General features: G+C 41.9%; 17 protein-coding genes. 4 read left to right on the top strand and 13 right to left on the bottom strand.

The window, feature by feature from the left end:
- Nucleotides 1-6: 6 nt before the first annotated feature.
- The 3 genes from DP117_RS04210 to hisG all read right to left on the bottom strand — a co-directional run bounded on the left by DP117_RS04210 (nucleotide 7) and on the right by hisG (nucleotide 2,463).
- Entirely contained in the window at nucleotides 7-546 is a 540-nt protein-coding gene (locus DP117_RS04210) for a hypothetical protein (protein WP_248277521.1), read from the bottom strand.
- Nucleotides 547-1,075: 529 nt separating this feature from the next.
- Nucleotides 1,076-1,780, bottom strand: coding sequence for a class I SAM-dependent methyltransferase (locus DP117_RS04215; RefSeq protein ID WP_169217078.1), 705 nt, complete (start codon nucleotides 1,778-1,780; stop codon nucleotides 1,076-1,078).
- 38 nt (nucleotides 1,781-1,818) lie between these two features.
- Nucleotides 1,819-2,463, bottom strand: a complete 645-nt coding sequence (gene hisG / locus DP117_RS04220) for an ATP phosphoribosyltransferase (protein WP_169217079.1) — start codon at nucleotides 2,461-2,463, stop codon at nucleotides 1,819-1,821.
- Nucleotides 2,464-2,535: 72 nt separating this feature from the next.
- Between hisG and rppA the strand changes: the two genes are divergently transcribed.
- Nucleotides 2,536-3,243 carry a two-component system response regulator RppA gene (gene rppA / locus DP117_RS04225; protein WP_169217080.1) on the top strand — a complete coding sequence of 236 codons (708 nt, stop codon included), beginning with the start codon at nucleotides 2,536-2,538 and terminating at the stop codon, nucleotides 3,241-3,243.
- A gap of 6 nt (nucleotides 3,244-3,249) precedes the next feature.
- Here the strand turns inward: rppA and DP117_RS04230 are convergent, their stop codons facing one another.
- The gene (locus DP117_RS04230) at nucleotides 3,250-4,308 is read right to left on the bottom strand and encodes a 1-acyl-sn-glycerol-3-phosphate acyltransferase (protein WP_169217081.1); all 1,059 of its coding nucleotides are present in this window, start codon (nucleotides 4,306-4,308) and stop codon (nucleotides 3,250-3,252) included.
- Nucleotides 4,309-4,571: 263 nt separating this feature from the next.
- Entirely contained in the window at nucleotides 4,572-5,279 is a 708-nt protein-coding gene (psb29, locus tag DP117_RS04235; protein ID WP_169217082.1) for a photosystem II biogenesis protein Psp29, read from the bottom strand.
- An 87-nt stretch (nucleotides 5,280-5,366) separates the two neighbouring features.
- On the opposite strand from psb29, the gene DP117_RS04240 reads away from it, so the two are divergent.
- A complete protein-coding gene (locus tag DP117_RS04240) occupies nucleotides 5,367-5,624 on the top strand; it encodes a hypothetical protein (protein ID WP_169217083.1) in 258 nt (85 codons plus the stop codon).
- Here the strand turns inward: DP117_RS04240 and DP117_RS04245 are convergent.
- From DP117_RS04245 to DP117_RS04260, 4 genes are all read right to left on the bottom strand, one after another.
- The gene (locus DP117_RS04245; RefSeq protein WP_169217084.1) at nucleotides 5,591-7,756 is read right to left on the bottom strand and encodes a tetratricopeptide repeat protein; all 2,166 of its coding nucleotides are present in this window, start codon (nucleotides 7,754-7,756) and stop codon (nucleotides 5,591-5,593) included. The two genes, DP117_RS04240 and DP117_RS04245, sit on opposite strands and share 34 nt — an antisense overlap.
- A gap of 288 nt (nucleotides 7,757-8,044) precedes the next feature.
- Nucleotides 8,045-8,224 (bottom strand): ssl1498 family light-harvesting-like protein, encoded by a 180-nt coding sequence (locus tag DP117_RS04250; RefSeq protein ID WP_169217085.1) that lies wholly within the window; start codon nucleotides 8,222-8,224, stop codon nucleotides 8,045-8,047.
- A gap of 139 nt (nucleotides 8,225-8,363) precedes the next feature.
- Entirely contained in the window at nucleotides 8,364-10,508 is a 2,145-nt protein-coding gene (gene thiO, locus DP117_RS04255) for a glycine oxidase ThiO (protein WP_169217086.1), read from the bottom strand.
- A 183-nt stretch (nucleotides 10,509-10,691) separates the two neighbouring features.
- Complete coding sequence (locus DP117_RS04260; RefSeq protein WP_169217087.1) at nucleotides 10,692-11,090, bottom strand: hypothetical protein; 399 nt, start codon at nucleotides 11,088-11,090, stop codon at nucleotides 10,692-10,694.
- A gap of 1,096 nt (nucleotides 11,091-12,186) precedes the next feature.
- On the opposite strand from DP117_RS04260, the gene cimA reads away from it, so the two are divergent.
- A complete protein-coding gene (gene cimA, locus DP117_RS04265; RefSeq protein ID WP_169217088.1) occupies nucleotides 12,187-13,812 on the top strand; it encodes a citramalate synthase in 1,626 nt (541 codons plus the stop codon).
- 249 nt (nucleotides 13,813-14,061) lie between these two features.
- On the opposite strand, the gene DP117_RS04270 is transcribed toward cimA, so the two are convergent.
- Nucleotides 14,062-14,295 carry a hypothetical protein gene (locus tag DP117_RS04270; RefSeq protein ID WP_169217089.1) on the bottom strand — a complete coding sequence of 78 codons (234 nt, stop codon included), beginning with the start codon at nucleotides 14,293-14,295 and terminating at the stop codon, nucleotides 14,062-14,064.
- Nucleotides 14,296-14,454: 159 nt separating this feature from the next.
- Here DP117_RS04270 and DP117_RS04275 point away from each other — a divergent pair, with 159 nt between their 5' ends.
- Complete coding sequence (locus DP117_RS04275) at nucleotides 14,455-16,629, top strand: flavin-dependent dehydrogenase (protein ID WP_169217090.1); 2,175 nt, start codon at nucleotides 14,455-14,457, stop codon at nucleotides 16,627-16,629.
- A 72-nt stretch (nucleotides 16,630-16,701) separates the two neighbouring features.
- Here the strand turns inward: DP117_RS04275 and DP117_RS04280 are convergent, their stop codons facing one another.
- The 3 genes from DP117_RS04280 to DP117_RS04290 form a co-directional block, all read right to left on the bottom strand.
- Nucleotides 16,702-18,129: a hypothetical protein gene (locus tag DP117_RS04280; RefSeq protein WP_169217091.1), complete on the bottom strand. Its 1,428-nt coding sequence runs from the start codon at nucleotides 18,127-18,129 to the stop codon at nucleotides 16,702-16,704.
- 256 nt (nucleotides 18,130-18,385) lie between these two features.
- Entirely contained in the window at nucleotides 18,386-18,613 is a 228-nt protein-coding gene (locus tag DP117_RS04285) for a hypothetical protein (protein WP_169217092.1), read from the bottom strand.
- Nucleotides 18,614-18,846: 233 nt separating this feature from the next.
- Nucleotides 18,847-19,230: a hypothetical protein gene (locus DP117_RS04290; protein ID WP_169217093.1), complete on the bottom strand. Its 384-nt coding sequence runs from the start codon at nucleotides 19,228-19,230 to the stop codon at nucleotides 18,847-18,849.
- Between the last annotated feature and the right edge of the window lie 35 nt (nucleotides 19,231-19,265).

The raw sequence follows: 19,265 nt of genomic DNA on the forward strand, positions 1-19,265 counted from the left end.
CTGGTTTCAAATAGGCGTGAACTCAAACTCTGTCTGAAGACCGAGCTGATCGGCAACAGCAATTTGGCGAGCCTGGTGACGTTTTTGCATGATTTGATCAATAAAGCCATTCAGTACACCCAGAGTAAATGGGCACATACGGATTGAATCGGAGGTTTCACCAGACATTTCAACTGGCTCAACCACTTTTACCCTGATAAAGTTTTCTTGTTGAGAGATTTCATCAATGATACATAGTCGTGTACCTTCCTGACCTAAACTTGTGTTTAGGCGCTTTAGTATAGTTGGAAGGTCTTTTGTTTCTATTGATGCTCCAAGTGTTGTGGCAATTTTCTTACCATAGGCACGACCAGCAGCAGTAATGATGACTGCAGCAGCTTTAGAACCCATAGTGTCTTCTATGCCGTCCAGCAAAGCTTTGTAGTCCATCACATTGACATAATCCCCTAATATGGGTCTGAGAATATTAGCAGTTGCCATCATGCGGTTATCATTCATTGTCGAGAAATTTTTGTACAGAAGTTGTAGATAGATGTTTTGGTTCATCGACGTGTCATAAAATGACTTAGGAAATTGCGGACAATTTCTTAACTCTTCAGGTTTACTAGTAGTAACCTACAGCTAGAAAACTGACTGCATAGCCATAGCTGCTCACCAAACACTCGTTTGCATCGTGCTTCACGAACTCGTACTTAGATCGCTGCTTCACGAAACGTCTTGCACCCAAATTGCATCTAGTAGCCCAAGGGTTTTAAGCCTATGTGAATATGCTCAGGAGCTACTGGCCAGTTGGTTATTTGCCCGTTTCATCAAACCCGGAAAAACTGCGGTGCCTCATTACAAGTAACGGGTTTAGAGTCAACGTTGAAGCGGAAAAATCGCCCAAATTGTCAACTGGTATACAAAAATCACAACTTTTCATGGGGCGATTTTTCCGGAGGCACCGCAGTTTTTCTAGGTAAAAGCCCAACCCCTGATGTCTTCGTCTAAAATAACATTGAAAATAGAAAATATTCAGAATAATTACGTAAAAATTTTGAGAAAAAACCTAAAATTGCCATGTTATGCCTCTTATTCAATTTTTAATTGCTACCCAGCCACCACACCAAAGCCCCGTATAAAATCTGATCATATTTCCAAAGCCTGCTTGGCGTAATAATTCTAACTCTTTCGCCTCGGCAATCGGGTAAACAGATGTGTTAACTGTTAAGAGCGATAGCTCTATCTGTTCTAGCTTCATGCCCATTTCTTGCCAATAAGCTTTTAGGATAGGAACCATCTGCTCTAATTCACGAGTGCCTTTTTCACCAAATAGATCTACTAAGATGAAAGGTGCTGATGATTTCAAACGTTGAGCAATACTTTGGAGTAATGCCAGTTTGCTGCCATCATCAGGGAGAAAATGCATCACTAAAATGCAAGTTGCGGCATCATATAGAGGAGTGGTAGGCAAATCGTAAGTATATCCTTGAAATAGCTGAACTCGCTGGGATAGATTGTGCTGTTGTATTTTCTCTTGAGCGATCGATAGCATATTAGCAGAAGGATCGACACCCAACATTTGCCACTGTAAATTGCCTTGACCAAACTTAACTAATTCCTTTCCAGTACCAGCACCCACAATCAACAAAGAAGCTATTTCGCTTAAATGCGCTTTTAAACAAGATAATGCCATTGTATGCATTGCCTCATAACCGGGCAAAGCTATCTGAGCCAGATTATCGTACTCGTTAGTAGCAACTGGTGGATTCGTGTCAAAATCTATTGTCTTTTCTGACATTGATTTGTAGTCTTTTTGCTAAAGTTTTCTGCTTGAATTTAAACTGTAGACAGAACTAATGAACGCAGTTGCTCAATCCATCCAAGCAGATTATTTGTATTTAACCGATAACTTAAAGGATGGGCAATTAATCTTGCTGTACTTTCATACAAAGTTTCAGTCTCAACCAAACCATTTTCGCGTAAGGTTCGTCCTGTCGAAACCAAATCTACAATTGCCTCTGACATCCCTGTAATTGGACCTAGTTCTACTGAACCATACAGTGGTACAATTTCCACAGGTAAGTCTAGACTGTGAAAATATTCACGCGCACTGTTAACATACTTTGAAGCCACTCGACCATGAGGTGGTAACTCTAAAGCAGAACGGTAGGGGCTTGATTGCTTCACTGCCACCGACATTCGACAATGACCAAACTGCAAATCAATCAAGTGGGCTACTTGCGGCTTTTTCTCCCGTAATACGTCATATCCGACGATGCCAAGCTGTGCTTGACCATATTCTACATACACTGGTACATCCTGGGCTCGTACCAGCAGCCCTTTAGCTTTTCCACTGGAGTCAGAAATCTGAAGTTGGCGGTTACTTGAATCCAAAAAAGCACTAAAATCTAATCCTACATCTTGTAGGATACGGATGCTATTTTTGAGGAGTTCTCCTTTTGGCAATGCAACAGTAAGCATAAGTAGTAGCGCTCAGCGCTTAGCAATCAGCAAAATAATATTATCTGATCGGTGACATCCTGATGGCTAACCATGCGAATTTTGCTTGTAGATGATGAAGTTGAATTAACTGATCCTTTGAGTCGCGTGTTAACTCGTGAGGGGTATAGCGTTGATGCGGCTTATGATGGGACGAGTGGTAGTCAACTTGCACAAGACGGTAGTTATGACTTACTGATTTTAGATTGGATGCTGCCAGGAAAAACAGGATTGGAGATTTGTCAGGAATTACGACATCAAGGGAAAACTACGCCCGTATTGTTTCTCACTGCTAAAGATACTCTAAATGACAGAGTTGAAGGTTTAGACGCAGGTGCAGACGACTATTTGGTTAAACCTTTTGAGTTGCGGGAGTTACTCGCACGAGTTCGGGCTTTATTGCGTCGTTCCGGTTCACAAAGCTACGGTACAACACTCCAAAGGCTTGTCGTCGATGACTTAGAACTCGATAGTGACAATCAAGTTGCTTATCGTCGAGGAAGAATCATCGATTTATCAGAAAAAGAAAGTCAACTTCTGCAATATTTTATGGAAAACACCGGACAAGTGCTGACTCACGCGCAGATTCTCCAATATCTCTGGAAGGATGATGAACCACCTAGTAGCAATGTTATTGCTGCATTAATTCGTTTGTTACGGCGCAAGATTGAACAAGCTGGTGAAACATCTTTGATTCACACTGTTTACGGTAAAGGATATCGCTTTGGTGGTTCTCCACCAGAAACAGGAGAAGAAAAATAAAGTGCATTATCCTTTTTCAACTTGTTCATTACTCTTAACTTTAAGATTTAATAACTGATTCATTTGACTTTGCAGCTTTTCTCGTAACTGTTGTGCTTCGTGATAACTCTCTGCTCTTTTCGTCTGTTCACCATCAAACTCAGGTGTATACAAAGTCTGAATAAAGTAATGCAGACGACTTCTCATCGCCCAAACTCCCATTGATGGAAAGAGAATAAATAATGGCATCAACGGTGATATTGGTAAAAATGGTAAATTGAATAGCCTCTGCAACTTTTTAATATTTAAAGTCCAAGGATGTAAATTTTCATTTCCAATGCAAACAACAGGTAATATGGGAATTTGATAACGTTGGCTTAATTGAATCAAACTCGGATTAAAGGTTTCTAATTGATAGCGTTTTGCCCAACCTTTTCTCGGTCCGCGTAAACCTTCTGGTGCATATAAGAGAATTTTCCGTTCTTGTATTGCTGCTTCAAAATCATTTAATTCTGCTCTCACGCCACCCAAAACCTTTGACCATCCAGGTGGTAACCACCAAATCACCCAAGGATGGTCAAATAACGAAACTCCAGCTAATGATTGCAAGAACCATCCTCGTGTTTGATTTAATAGATAACCTAATGTTAAAAAGTCCCAAGGAAAACACATTCCTGCATGATTTATAGTCACAATCATTGGACCTGTTTGTGGCAAGTTTTCAATTTTGGATAACTCACCTCTAAAATAATATTTAACAATTGGAGCGATAATTTCATCTAGAAAAGCTTTTTGATAATTTGGATCAAATTCATCTATTTCATGACGAGGTGAACGACAGCCAAGCCGTAACCAGCGGATAAAAAGTGCTAAGTAAAATCCGCCAGGAATTAAAAACAACCCGTATTCCAACCAATTCCAACCATCTGGATCTTTATGATAATGTTGCCAGTGTCGGTTGAATAAAATCAGCCAGCCAGGAGGATACCACAGACAAAACCAATCAAACCAGCTAAATTTATAACCTTCAACTGATGTTTTTTTACATTGAAGATTAAACAGGTTATCAGAGTGTTGATTAATCACAATAGCAGATTCGCTTCTGTCATACTTGGATTAATCAATAATTTTAGCTTTAGAAACTTTTGATTGCCATCTCACTCTGGGCTAAGATAGTATAAACGACAAGCATATCTTGCGGGAGCGGGAAGTGTGTGCATCAAGATATGTTTCGCTCTAGCACAGGCATTATTATCAACGTTTTGTTAGCGGCAGGTGATTCTGAATGATGAATTGTGCATGAGAAAAAAGTTTCATCATTCATCATTCCAACTAAATCCAACTAAAAATTATTCGTTAGCTGTTGGCGGAGCAACTGTAGTGCTTGATTGCTGAGTACGCTGTTCCCGCTTTTTTCGATCTGCTAAAAGCATATCTGACATCGCTGTCAAGGCTTGTGACATCTTCTCTATGTTAGAGTAGTACAATTCCAAATCTTTATTGAGTCTGTCATCAGATATATGTAAGCCATTGGCAATTGCTTTTAGTGCCTCATTGCGTTTCTTTTCGTCTTTAACGAGTTCTGGCTCTGAATACTCTAATAAAGAGAATAAACCGATCGCAAACAAGCGACTATATTTAAATTTAGAATTATTCGCTATTGCTTGTAGTGAGCCTTGAAAGTCAGCATCTCGATTTGAAGGAGTTTTTTGGCTTAACCACGCAATGAGTTCTGAAGCGCTGATGCTTGTCGCTAATCCTTGCAAACGTTGAGCATCGTGTTTGTAGCGTTGTGGATCTTCTTGTACAGCCTGAAGGAGAGCATGAAAAATCGACTCCTGATCTCGTTCTGGCTGATAGCCTTGCATGAAGCGGTCAAAAGCAGTGACGACGCCTAAGGCATAAATAGGATCATAACTAAAGTCAACATTTACTGACAATAGATGCATTTCCACCATTAACTCTTCCACTACCCGACGATAAATAGTATTTATCGGACGGGTATGAAGGTTGTAGAAAGTTCGCTTAGTATCAGATACGGTACGGAGGTTATTCACAAAGCAAATTTCGAGGGCGACGTATTCTTATTGTCTCGCTTTAGTGCCACTTTGCCAAGTTCGGTTTTCTACTTGAGTCCGAGTTTTGTGGGCGCTGCTAAGGGCGGAGGGGAAATCTCACAGCAAGTCCTCTCCTCTTGCTTGCACGCTGACTTACTTTCACGAGCAAATTTCTTATCAGAACCGTATTGGGCGCTACCAACCACGCTACTAAATGTTTGCCATCCGGAAGAACTACCCAAACTAGCTCAAGCAATCCAAAAATCACCCAAGGTTACGGTATTGTTTCTTAACAACGAACCACTCACTCATTACAACTTAGGTAGAATGTCTGGTAACAATTGACCAGGAACTTTAGACAAAGCCAAATTTTGTCCCTGTATACCTAACTCATTGTGGAAAGCACGAATTGTCTTGACTACATAAGCAAAAGTTGTTTGATACGCTTCAGGTTGTTTACTCATTCCATTCAAAGCTTGCAAGTGATTATCTAATGCTGCTTCTAAATGTTTAGAACGAGTTGCTTTATCACGCTCAAAATACTGCTCTGTTGCTAACTGAAAATGAGCAAGTCCGAGATTATTATGAGTGGCAAACACATCAAAACTCAGAGGCATACCGCTGAGTGAATGAGCAAGGGTAAGCGCTTCTTCATATGAACTAATGCACTGTTCTAACAAATTTTGCCGCTCATCTTTGGAAGTTTGTGATTGATTTGCTAAGTGCCAATAGGCAGTTCCAAGATTATTTTGGGTGGCGGCGCAGGCGGGAGGAACATTAGTAGGAGTTCGATATTTCAGCGCTTCGTGGTAAGCATCAATAGCTAAGTTAAGATTTTCTGTTGGCTGCTCGTACTGTGCTATATTCCAGTATGCTGTGCCTATATTGTTTTGAATCATGCCATATTTCAGTGGCTCTTGTTCAGGACTGTAATAGGCAAGCGCCAGTTTGTACGCTGCAATGGCTTTCTTGAGATGCTCAACTGGTTGATTGTATTGTGCTAAATGCCAGTAAGCTGTCCCTAAATTGTTTTGGCATGCAGCATATTTTAGTGGTTCCATCTCGGCTGTGCGGAGTGATAGCGCTTCGCTGTAAGCTAGAACTGCTTGCTGCCAGTTTTCACCAGGGTTCGCAAAACGAGCTAAATCACCATAAGCTGTCCCTAAATTATTTTGCACGCGAGCGTATGTTTCCGGGTGGCTTTCTGATGAAATGAGCTTCAATGCCAAATGATAAAATTCTATCCCTTGTTCTATGTAAGCTTGACCCTCCTCAGAATTGGGTGGTGTGCGGTAAAGCATCCAGTAGAGTGTACCCAAGTCATTCAAGGTATCAGGAACTTGGGGTGAATTCTCATCATGAGTGATTGATTCTTGATAGGCAAGAATTGCTACCATCAAGTTTTCTAGGATGGATTTTCCTTGTTCAATACGAAGGCGATATAAGTTCCCTAAGCGGTGATAAGCTGCTCCTAGCTTGACGCCTGAAGCTTGTTGTGAGTGTAATTCTTCTATCTCCTGCAGAATCTGCTTCACTTGTAAGTTCTGCTCATCGTCTTCCGCAATTGTCGTGTTAATCGTTGCGAGTACTAGCTCTGTTAATTCTTTGCTGATATGTGATGTATGCTCAGATAATGAGGTCTCGTTGGTACTTGCTTGATCAGTTGATTCCTCTTGAAGAGATTTGTTTGTTAAATTTGTTGATTTTGTTGTTGATTTTGACGGAGCAACCTCCTGGGGTTTGTTTCCACGATTCAATGATGTTTGTTCTGGAAAATCGAAATCTTCCTGAATGACTGATTTTTCTAAAGCGGATTGCTCAACCTTGCCTAACTCCAAATTTCTAGAACCAGAAAAACGTTCTGGTGAGCTTTTGTTTTGAGTTGTCGGTGTGGGTTCTCCAGCAAAGACAAAAACACCTGTACGGTAACGCCAAAACTGTGGTGCTGATTGTTGAATAGCATATAACCAAGGACGTGGTACCCACAACAGCAAACTGGATTCAAAACTAGAGAGTTGTTGCTCAGTTAAACGCAAATAGTGCAAAAATAACCGCTGTACTGCTACTGGCTGCCTAGTAAGCTGTTCGACACCCACAATTTGAAATGCTGGTACTGGTAATGGTCGTCCTGGATTGTCTTTTGATGCTCCTATAATAGGTGGTGGATAACTAGACAACCACTGATTTATCTGAGCGATGAGATTAGGATCGCTTAAATTCAAGCGCAGGGTGACTAGTCGGGGATAGGCGGGTGTGCTCGCTTCCTGTGTATTTGACGGCTGATACAGCACTTGCCCAACAGGATAAGCCAAAGTTGAATGCAAACGCGCCGCTACCTGATTTCTCAAGTTTAAATCATCACAGACCGCCAAAAACATTTGTCGTCTTAAACCGAGACTGAGAGCAAGTTTCAGGCGATGATACACTTGCCGATTCCAAGCAAAATTATCTGGGTGTGTCGTTTCATTTACGCTCATGGCGGCTAAAGAGCCAAAACGCAGTGGATATACCCTTTTGGGGTGCATGCAGGCAGCCTGTAAATCTAACCATGACTACGATTTTCAAGTGATTGTGACTTTGCTCAGGATAAATCGATTCTTTGATCTTTTCTAGATAAAAGTCTTAAATTATACTATAACTCAAATAGTTTTCTTCTAAATCTTTATAATACTAAAAATATAAGACCAAAAAACTAGGCTCCAATAAATCTGGGAGCCTGGAAAAACTTAAATGATTAAACTACCAATTTCTAAAACAATTTCTTATCAACTGACGCTAGACACAGAAAAAGCAACAAAAATTAAGCTACTGACCAAAATTGTAGCAGTAATTCCCAGGATAATGTAGTTTCGCTTTTGACGCTCGGTAGGAGGTTCTGCTCTATAAACTTTGGGCTCACGAGCGAAATTATTCAGACGACCACCGTCTTCTGTTGTGTAGGGCATGAGTACAATTCCTTATCCTGTTCATTTATTTAAATTTAACAGAAATGAGAGGATAACTCTTAATACTAAGATACAAATTGTCATATTAGTCATTAACCCTTTAACTCAGGACTAATGACTAAGGACTAATGACTAAGGACTAATTAGTAATCGTCCCAGTCAGGGGTGAACTTGCAATAGCGTAGCTTTTGAGAGGCATTCTGCCAGCAAGGTAAGCCAAACGACCAGCAACTGCTGCTAAATTCATGGCATGAGCCATTGCAGGTGGATTTTGTGCCAAGGCGATCGCACTATTAATTAACAAGGCATCTGCCCCCATTTCCATTGCTTGCGCCGCCTCAGAAGGTGCTCCAATGCCTGCATCGACTACCACTGGCACATGAGCATTTTCGATAATGATTTGAATATTGGCAGCCGTTTTCAACCCCTGTCCAGAACCAATCGGTGATGCCAAAGGCATAACTGTTGCACAGCCAGCTTCTTCCAAGTGCTTTGCCAGCATGGGGTCTGCATTAATATACGGCAATACAGCAAAACCTTCCTTTACTAACTGTTCTGCTGCTTGTAAAGTCCCAATCGGATCAGGTAGGAGATACTTTTGGTCAGGTATAACCTCTAGCTTAACAAAATTGTTGTCTTCCTGTCCTAAAAGTTTTGCCATTTCTCGCCCCAAACGTGCGACACGAATTGCTTCTTCTGCAGTTTTACAACCAGCAGTATTAGGCAACATCCAGATTTTCGTCCAATCTAATGCTTCGGCTAAACCTTCATGTCCAGGGGCATTGGTTTGTACTCGTCTTACCGCAACAGTGACAATTTGACAACGACTTGCAGCAACACTTTGTTGCATTTCCTGAATGCTGCGATATTTGCCAGTTCCTGTCATCAAGCGAGATTGGAAAGTTTTTCCGGCAATTTGGAGTGGTGAATCTTCTAAAGTACTGAGTTCTGAATTCTGAGTACTGAGTTCTAAGTTCTGAGTTCTATGTGTGGGATAAGTAAGCATTGGGGTAGATGACTTGGCGTGGAAGCGTGAGTAATGGAAATCAGAGAGTAAAGAGTCTATTTTTTGTTCAAGAATCAAATCCGCTAGCAATGTTGCTGTTATGGGCGCAAGAAGAATACCATTGCGGTAATGACCTGTCGCAAAGGTTAAGTTTTCACAAGGACTTGTGCCCAGAATAGGTAATTCATCTGGGGTAGCAGGACGAAATCCCCACCAGAATTCCTCAATCGGATAATCTTGTATTTTGGGAAATAGGCGGATAGCTCTTTGTAGTAAGGCTTGAATTCCTACTGGCGTGTTGTAGGGGGTGAAACCAACATCTTCTACTGTCGCACCAATAATTATTCGTCCGTCGCGCCTCGGTACGATGTAAATGTCCTCCCCAAATAAAACCCTTGTCAAAGGTAAATCCGGCACAAATTCTGGTACTCTCACACTCAGCATTTGACCTTTGACAGGACGCACAGGTAGAGGAAATAATGCATTAGACCAAGCACCTGTGGCCAAAACATAATGTTCTGCATGAAGGATTCCTGCGCTCGTTTGTACGCCTACAACTTGCCGTTGCTGCTGTTGAATTCCTTCTACTGTAATATCTTCTTTGAGTTCAACACCAAGGGATTTAGCAGTTGCCAACAACGCTTGTGCTAATGCCCTATTATTTACTTGTCCATCTTCAGGATACCACCAACCTCCAACAACTTCTTCTCCCAATCCTGACTGATATTGATGAATGGCTTCTTTTTCTAACCAGTAAGCAGGGGAAGAAGGGGAAGATGAGGAGGATGAGCCAGATGAGGGAGAGATTTCTGATTGCTTCGCTCCGCTCGCAACGCTACGCGATTTTGAATTTTGAGATTGCGTCGCTTCGCTGTTTGTCGCACACTCCGCTAACGCAACGCTGCGCAATTTTGAATTGATTTGTCCACGCCAGACACCAGATGAGGGAAACTCTGCTGCAGTGCTGGCTCTGCTTGTCTGTTCTTGATAAACTGGAGCCAGAATACCACAAGACCAATAACCAGTATTGATACTAGTAAACTCTTCGAGCTTGCGTGTCCAATCTGGATATAAATACAGAGAGCGTGTGCATAACTTCTGCATTGCCTCGTCTGAGATTCTTTCAGCACCAGGTGCTAACATTCCAGCAGCAGCATGAGTAGCAGCAGCACAAAGATCGCGGCTTACCACTGTCACTTGGGCACCGCGTAACTTTAATTCAATGGCGATCGCCATACTGATGACGCCGCCACCAATCATTAAAACGTCACTAGTCATTCGTCATTCGTCATTAGTTATTAGCCATTAGTCAAGAGTCAATAGTCATTGATCAATAGTCATTTGTCATAAAAACTAGGACTTTGAACTACCGACTTTAGACTAATAACTCGTAACTCATAACTTGTAACTCATAACTTATAACTTTTAACTCATAACTTGTAACTTGTAACTAATGACGTACTACCATAAGGCTCGAATCGGTTCGTCACTTTGATTTGCGTCTGATTTTGTGTCTGATGGTGATTGATTGTTACCTGATGGTTGATTATCTGTTGGTTGGTTGTTGGTAGCACCGCCTGTATCATCTTGCCTTTGGTCATTATTAGATTCGCTTTTCTGATTTGTCTGAGCGATGTTATTTTTACCCCCGTTCGTGGGGGCATTACCAGCGCTAGTGCTATTAACATCAATATTAGCTGGGAGGACTTTTGATTCTTTGTCCTTTTGCGGTGCAGATGTTGTAGGTGCAGGTGCTTGTGCGGTATTTTGTCCACCCATTGGAAAACTAATGCCTAGCAATGTCCCAAGTAAAATTGCTAAGCCTCCAGCCATAAGAATCAGCGGTGTCCATCTACCCATATCGTTAATTTCTCCGTTTTAAGATTTTGATGTCCAAAGTAATTGAGAACCTGGTTCTCAATATTGATTAAATTTAAGTTTCACTTTGCCCAAGACATTGGTTTGGTAGGCTAAGCGCACCCTTGCTGACTAAAGAATCGCGTGGTGTTGACTGCCGCGCTTTTCATGCCGATTTGGCGTTTGAACACTTCGCCTTCTACAAGAACTGCATAAGGAACACAGCTACCAATTCCCCGACAGTCTACTACCTTAGCATCGTTATTGTAGAGGTCAACACCATTTTGCAGCAATATTTGCCGCAGATTGGCTCCGCGTTCGCCCTTATAGTGCTAAGGCGTTTTTGAAGCAAACCTTTCCCCATGTCTGGCAAAGGCAAGTAAGGTAGTTAGGCTTATCTTGCCAATGTAGTCAATTATCTCACTTTGAGCTTGTGCCTTGGGCATTTGTGATGACTAAGTTAGCTTTTTGTTGTATTGTAACAATTCATTTCGATATAGAAAAACACAGAAACAATACATAATCGATAACCTAAGATCCCAAAAAACTCAAGCTACTTGTCCATATTTATAAACTTGACACTTTGACATCTTTATAATTAGTCTGGAGAGTTCGGTGAACGCTTCGGTGAGGATTATACAATTCTCTAGACCTTTGTTTTGATAAAATTTGCCTAAGGGAGCAGGGGCGCTACACTCAGTACCTTACTCTCAAACAATTATGGGAAATCCTGGCTAAATCTGAAAGAAACAGTGGTTTACTTCGCAGTTCTCAGTTGTGAGCAATGAGTCTTAAGTGCTCTTGTTTTCATTTGCGTGACTCAACGAACACAGTTGGTTTTCGTGACTCAGAACTCTGATTTCGCCTAAGGAACGGTAAAATCTTGTCATGACTCGCAACAAATTCAAAACTTCTCAAATAGGAATGCAGAAAAGTTTTTGTACTCTTGTTAAATTTTCTGAATTCTTTTTTGAGGAAAGTCTGAACTGTGCGTTCTAAATTCTTCTCCAGGAAAAAGTATTCCACGTGACTTTTACGTTTTATCTTTAACGAGAATTACACAAAATCCTTGAAAGTTGTCTCCAAGAGTCCGCATTTTATGACTGCAAATTCCTCACCCCAACTTTGGATCTATGACACAACACTACGAGATGGCACTCAACGTGAAGGGTTGTCGGTGTCCATAGAAGATAAGTTACGCATTGCCCGGAGGCTAGATCAACTGGGAATTCCTTTCATAGAAGGAGGTTGGCCTGGGGCAAATCCAAAAGATGTACAATTTTTCTGGCATCTCCAAGAAGAACCGCTTCAGCAAGCTGAGATTGTTGCCTTTTGCTATACTCGACGCCCTCAAAAAACAGCAGCAGCTGATCCAATGTTACAAGCCATTCTTGCTGCGGGTACTCGCTGGGTGACGATTGTTGGCAAGTCTTGGGATTTACACGTCACAGAAGGACTCAAAACAACCACCAGAGAAAATTTGGCGATGATACAGGATACGATTGAGTATCTTCGTTCTCAAGGACGTCGCATCGTATACGATGCGGAACACTGGTTTGATGGCTACAAGCAAAATCCAGATTATGCTTTACAGACGTTACAGACGGCAATCTCTGCTGGTGCTGAATGGATAGTTCTTTGCGATACTAATGGCGGCACTTTGCCTCATGAAATTACTCAGATTGTCACAGATGTGATCAACTCGACTCCTAGTGATATTCAGATAGGAATTCACACTCACAACGATTCAGATACCGCAGTTGCCAACGCCTTAGCTGCTGTTATGGCAGGGGCGAAAATGGTACAAGGTACAATCAACGGTTATGGTGAACGCTGCGGTAATGCCAATCTCTGTTCGGTCATTCCCAATTTACAATTGAAGCTGGGTTATAAGTGTATTGAAGAAAACCAATTGCCTCAACTGACAGAAACTAGTCGCTTCGTGAGTGAAGTTGTCAATCTTGCTCCTGATGAACATGCGGCTTTTGTGGGACGTTCGGCTTTTGCTCATAAAGGTGGGCTTCATGTATCGGCGGTGGAACGCAATCCTCTGACTTACGAACACATTCAACCAGAACAAGTCGGAAACCGTCGGCGTATCGTTATTTCTGAACAGTCTGGAGTCAGTAACGTCTTAGCCAAAGCTCGTACTTTTGGTATTGAACTGGATAGGAACAACCCAACAACAGGGCAAATTTTACAACGTCTCAAAGCTTTAGAGAGTGAAGGATATCAATTTGAGGCGGCGGAAGCAAGTTTTGAGTTGTTGATGCGCGAAGCTTTAAATAGTCGTCAGTCTTTCTTTGAAATCAAAGGTTTTCAAGTCCATTGTGATTTGGTTGAGGGGAAAGAAACAACTAACGCTCTTGCTACCATAAAAGTTGCTGTCAAAAATAAGGATATTCTAGAAGCTGCAGAAGGAAATGGACCTGTTGCAGCTTTGGATGCAGCTTTACGCAAGGCTTTGATGAATTTCTATCCCCACATTGCTGAGTTTGAGTTGACAGATTATAAAGTACGGATTATCAACGGACATACAGGAACTTCAGCGAAAACTCGCGTTTTGGTGGAGTCGCGCAACACTCATCAACGCTGGACAACAGTAGGCGTTTCCACAAATATTCTGGAGGCTTCTTATCAAGCTGTGGTAGAAGGTTTAGAATATGGTCTTTTGTTGCACTCTCAAGCACAAGCCGCTTTGAGTACTTCGTCGAGTGGAAATTAAACTGCTCAGTCGTTAAGTAGGACAAGAGTATAAGGGACATAAAGACTCCCCAAAGCTTTTCTCATTTATGCTGAGTTGGTGAGTTCTGACTCCTCTTGTTCTCTTGTTCTTTTAAAAGTCTAATTGCCAATCCTAGACAATTTATGAAAGCTCCCACACCAAAAAAAGTGATTGGCAATTTAGCTCAAGAGTTAATCACAACTGGCGACTAACATCTTAAAGTGCGATCTACTAAGTACTAAACACCTCTTACGAGAAATTTTCCCAAGCTTGAGCAACGACTTGGCTGAGCCAACGTCTTTGTTGTATGTCTAGCAGGCTGTCGTCAGCTAGCACTTGGGCGGTTAACTCTTCTAAAGATTGACCTTGAGCGCGAACAATTTTGATGACACCAGCGATCGCACTAGCAACCAGTTCTTCATCAATTGGCTTTTGTCTCAAGGCAACAATTTCTTGTGGGCTGTGTGGGATGGGATAATTCATGGCGTGTGTTTACAAAAAACAAAGAATGAACAAGAAATCTGAAAAACTCTTAATATTTCTTTATTAAAGACTCATTCAACAGATAGGGCGGACTATAGCGCATTTTATCTATTTTTGAAATCTGTCTCAATACATAGATTTATCGGAGATTCAAAAAAAATGCAAGAGATTCTCTACTTGGAAATTCCTACTCCCGATACAACTGCCGTATGTCACTGGTTACAGAATGATTTTGAACCAGGAATTTATGAGAAAGTACTTACTCCGCAAGGCTTTTGCTTGAGAGTTGTTGATACTACACTTAGCACGAGAACTATTTCGGAAAAGTTACCGGATACACTTTCTGTTTTCGTCTGGTCAGTGCAGCGAACTACGTATTTAAAAGCGTTTCGTTGGGCAGAAAAACCCTTCCCCAAAGAACAACAGATTCTTAAAAAGCTTACCACTGGTCTTAGAAGCCGCTTTCAGTATGAATACCCTGAACCTCCAACGATTGATTTATCTGAGCAATCAATTTTTGAGGCGCTTGCTCCTTACTACCCCCTGACAGTCAAATTTTTTCAAAAAATGCCCAATGGTGAATATGACCTCAAGCGAGTCTACTGGTGGGAGCAACGATGGCGCGAAGGTGTGCGGAATCCCCAAAAGCCTGGTCAGGTGGTGTTCTCTCATATTAGAGGAGCAGGAGAAGTAGGGGAACTCGGGGTCCCCACGGAGTGGGGATTAGGGGCAGTAGGGGGAGAAATAACTGCCTCATCTGGCTCATCCCCCTCATCCCCTTTTTATGACCTCATCTACATTGGTGGGGCGCTTGGCGTTATCCATGCAGCAGTTATGGCAAGACTAGGTTATCGAGTGCTGCTGGTGGAACGGATGCCGTTTGGACGAATGAACCGAGAATGGAATATTTCTCGCGATGAGATTCAAAGTTTAATTAACTTGGGTTTGCTGACGACAGCTGAGGTGGAATTAATTATTGCACGAGAGTACAAAGATGGATTTAATAAATTCTTTGATGCGAATAATCCTAGCAATCTAAAAGCACCAGTTTTGCATACACCTACAGTGCTAAATGTAGCTTTAGATTCCGAGAAATGGTTGCAAATGTGTGGGCAAAAGCTACGAGCAGCAGGCGGTGAAATCTGGGATGAAACAGAATTCATCCGGGCAGATGTATACGATGCACAAGTCGTTGTTACTGTCAAGGATTTAACGAGTCAAACACAGAAGCAAGTGAGTGGGCGATTGTTAGTGGATGCGATGGGAAGTGCTTCACCAATTGCATGGCAATTGAATAGTGGTCGTGCTTTTGACAGTGTTTGCCCGACTGTAGGAGCGGTGATTGAGCGTGGATTTGAGCCTGGGGTATGGGATTCTCAATACGGGGATGTTCTCTACAGTCATGGGGATATTTCACGAGGACGACAGTTGATTTGGGAGTTGTTTCCTGCAGCAGATGAAGAATTGACGATTTATTTATTTCATTACCACCAAGTTCATCCAAAAAATCCTGGTTCCTTGCTGGAGATGTACGAGGACTTTTTCACGATTTTGCCAGAGTATCGCCGCTGTGAGATGGATAAGCTGGTGTGGAAAAAGCCGACTTTTGGGTATATACCTGGACATTTTAGTGTAGGGAGTCGCGATCGCACAGTCGCCTTTGACCGCTTGATAGCTATGGGTGATGCTGCATCACTTCAATCTCCTCTCGTTTTTACAGGCTTTGGTTCTCTGGTGCGTAATCTAGAACGCCTGACAACTCTTTTGGATACTGCTCTCAAACACGACTTACTGAGTTTCCGGCATTTAAACCAAATTCGCGCCTTTCAAAATAATATTGCTGTCACTTGGATGTTTTCCAAAGGGATGATGGTTCCCACTGGAAAATTTATACCACCCCAGAGAATCAACTCTATGCTCAACAACTTTTTTGGGTTATTGGTAGATGAACCTCCACACATAACAGATAATTTCATCAAAGATAGATTTGATTGGATGACCTTTAATCGGTTAGCCCTGAAAGCAGCTCGCAAGAACCCCGTATTACTTTTGTGGATTTGGGAACTTGCAGGTTCAAAGGATTTACTGAGATGGACTGGAAACTATGTTGATTTTGGTCGCCATGCTCTTGTCCGGGCTTTGCTCAATGGATGGTTCCCACGCTTCCTTCGTCGAATTGGTTCTTGGTTAGAACCACGATATCCAGCATTGTGGTTGCGGCTATTAGCAATTGACTATGCTCTCACCACTGGTATTGCACGTCCGCAAAATCTAGTTGCTCAGGTGACATCAAAAGCCAGACTCCAGAAACCAGAACCGAGAATAATCAATTAGTTCAGACTCCAAAGTCAATCGTCCAAATTTGCAGACAGGAAAAATTCTACAAACTGTCTGCCACAGTTTTACTTACTGAGTATCTCGGCGAAAATTTGGTAGTTCAACAGATGATAGAGATTTTCGCCCTTTAGATGGACGCTGCGGATAGATTAGTGGCGAGGGGGAATTGTTAGCATAATTGGTTAAGGGTTCAACAGAATCAGCAGTTTCTTGCAATTCGAGTGATGATGATTGTGCTCTGTTTACCCAATAATCCTCTGTTTCCTCTAAAGAATCACTACTCACCAATGTTTCAGCAGTTTCTGGTTCATCTGCGAGGGGTATTGCAGAGGTTTCCCAAATTGCTTGAGCCGCTTGGGTGCTATCTGCATTTTTTTCAGCTGGAGGTTGTGGAGATGGTGATACAGGAGGATTGGCAACGAAAAACATTTGGATGACACCATCTAACTGTTCTTCTAAGCTTGTTGAACCCAAAGATGAAACTGTTTTAATTTCTGGTTCTGGTGTGTCAACTGGTTGTGTTTTTTGTGTAGGTGTTTCTTCTGTATCTGAATCCCAAATAGATGATGGATTTGGCGTAGAGTGATCCCATTGCTTCATGGGTGATGCTGGAGTTTCCCTTCGAGTATTATCTACGCCATCTGCCAATGATTCTGATTCCCCGGACCAAGGTCGAATTGGTTGTGCTTGGCTGAAAAAAACGCTCTTGTTTCTAGAAGGTTTTGTCTGAGTGTTGTTTGTATCGTTATTCTCAAGGAAATCATAGCTGGGAACAGGTGTCTCCAGACATTTTTCCAGAGCTGCTTTGAACTGCAAAGTTTGGCGTTGTTGTCGCATCAGCCGTGTTCGTAGTTCGCGACAAGTATTTTCTGATTGTATGAGTTGATGAGACTGGTCATTATAGCTAGATTTCATCAATACACATTCCCGTTCTAGCTGGGCAATGCGTTGTTGAGTTATTTCTTGCTGCGCTTTATTGTTTTCAATCAAACTTTCTTGGCGCTGAACGGTTTGCACAGCAGTTTCTAATTGTTGAAATAAAGAATTGACTTGCTCTTGAGCCGCAGTCAGTTCGTGGGCTTGTTGGTTAAGCATTGACTCTGCGACACTTGAGCGTTTTTGAAGCCACTGCAAAGCCTTGTCGGATTCAATTAAGGCAGCTTTTAGCTCTTCTACTTTGTCATATAAATCATTGTTGACAGAACGTAATTCTTGATTCAACTCCAGCAATTTTTTGAACTCAGCGTCTACGAGTTCTTGTTTTTCGCTTTCAGGTTCTGCAACCCAGTCTTGCTGGGGTGGATTTTCTTCTGGTAAAGTGTCACTTTGACACAGATCAGAGCTTTCTACTGGTGCCAGTAGTGGCAATTGGTCAGTTGCAGCGTTTTCACTCTTGCTGACTGAGTAAAATGGACAACTCACTTGCTCCGGTTGCAGTGAATTGCGATCCAGGGGTTCAACAAAATCCCCATTGTTTGGGGTGTCGGCTTCATTCATCACTCTCTCTTCACCCACTAACTTGAAAATAAACAAGCACAGACTGCGGTAGCATTAGATATAAATGTTGTCTTATCAAAATTTACTATAGAAGGCAAGTGTTGCGCCTTCTAAGTTAGATTAATAAACATGAATTTAGTTATAGCTTTTTCAAACTGCTGATTGCAAAAAAAGCTGAAGTTGGGCAAGACTGCTGTTTTAGATGCCGCGTCAGATACTATTGAGTAGCGCACTCAATAGTACCTGCAGCCAATCTTTAGCGTAGAGACTCAAAAATGATTGCGATCGCCATTAAACACAACAGAAGAATTCCCAATCGCCAATACAAATCTCCCACTATCGGTAGCAGCATCACCACAATATGTGATGCACCGAAGCTGACTGACATGACGTAGGCGACTGCAAAACCAAACAGCATCAGCAAAAAATATTTGAGTAACCGAGACACCAGTCTTATCAAACGACTATCTTGTTTTGTGATCATAAAGTCATTCCTTTTCAAGTTTTGAGCGAAGATTTCAAAAAAAAACAGGGCTGATGCAGTAGAACTCACTGCTCAACCCTGTCGTAGTTTCTTTCCGAACTCTCATGGGCTAGAAAATATTAAGATCTTTTAATTGCTCGCTCAGGATGAAAACAGTTTTTTCCACTGCTTGTTCATTCCTGGAGATATAGTTGCCTGTGATCAAGCCTCCTTATGAAGCTGGTAAAAATCAATTAACAATCAACATCCAATAACTCAGTCACCATTGCACCAAATACAGGTGGTGTTCTTCCCTTCTTGGATTTTGAAAAGTCCAACTGGAGTAAGCCAAACCCTTTTGACAAAATACTTATTAACTCGACTCGGAAACGATCGCGATAAACAGACACTTGGCTTTGTGTATCCTGCGGAAACTGCTCCAGGTAGTTTTTGAGTTCTCCATAAGGGCAGCGGAAGCAACCTCTCAAAGAAGATACACGCAATTCCAATTCTTCAGGACTTATTTTTCTGATACTGACCTCTATGGTTCCATCCCTAAAATTGTGACAAACGTGAATACCCTCCTCAATAGAGGCAAACAGTGCTTCCGCAGAGCCAGGAGAATCTGGTAACAGCATAGTATTGTGAACCCCAGTGCTAGTTAGTTGAGTTG

It is taken from the genome of Brasilonema sp. UFV-L1 (assembly GCF_012912105.1).
Classification (GTDB): Bacteria; Cyanobacteriota; Cyanobacteriia; order Cyanobacteriales; family Nostocaceae; genus Brasilonema.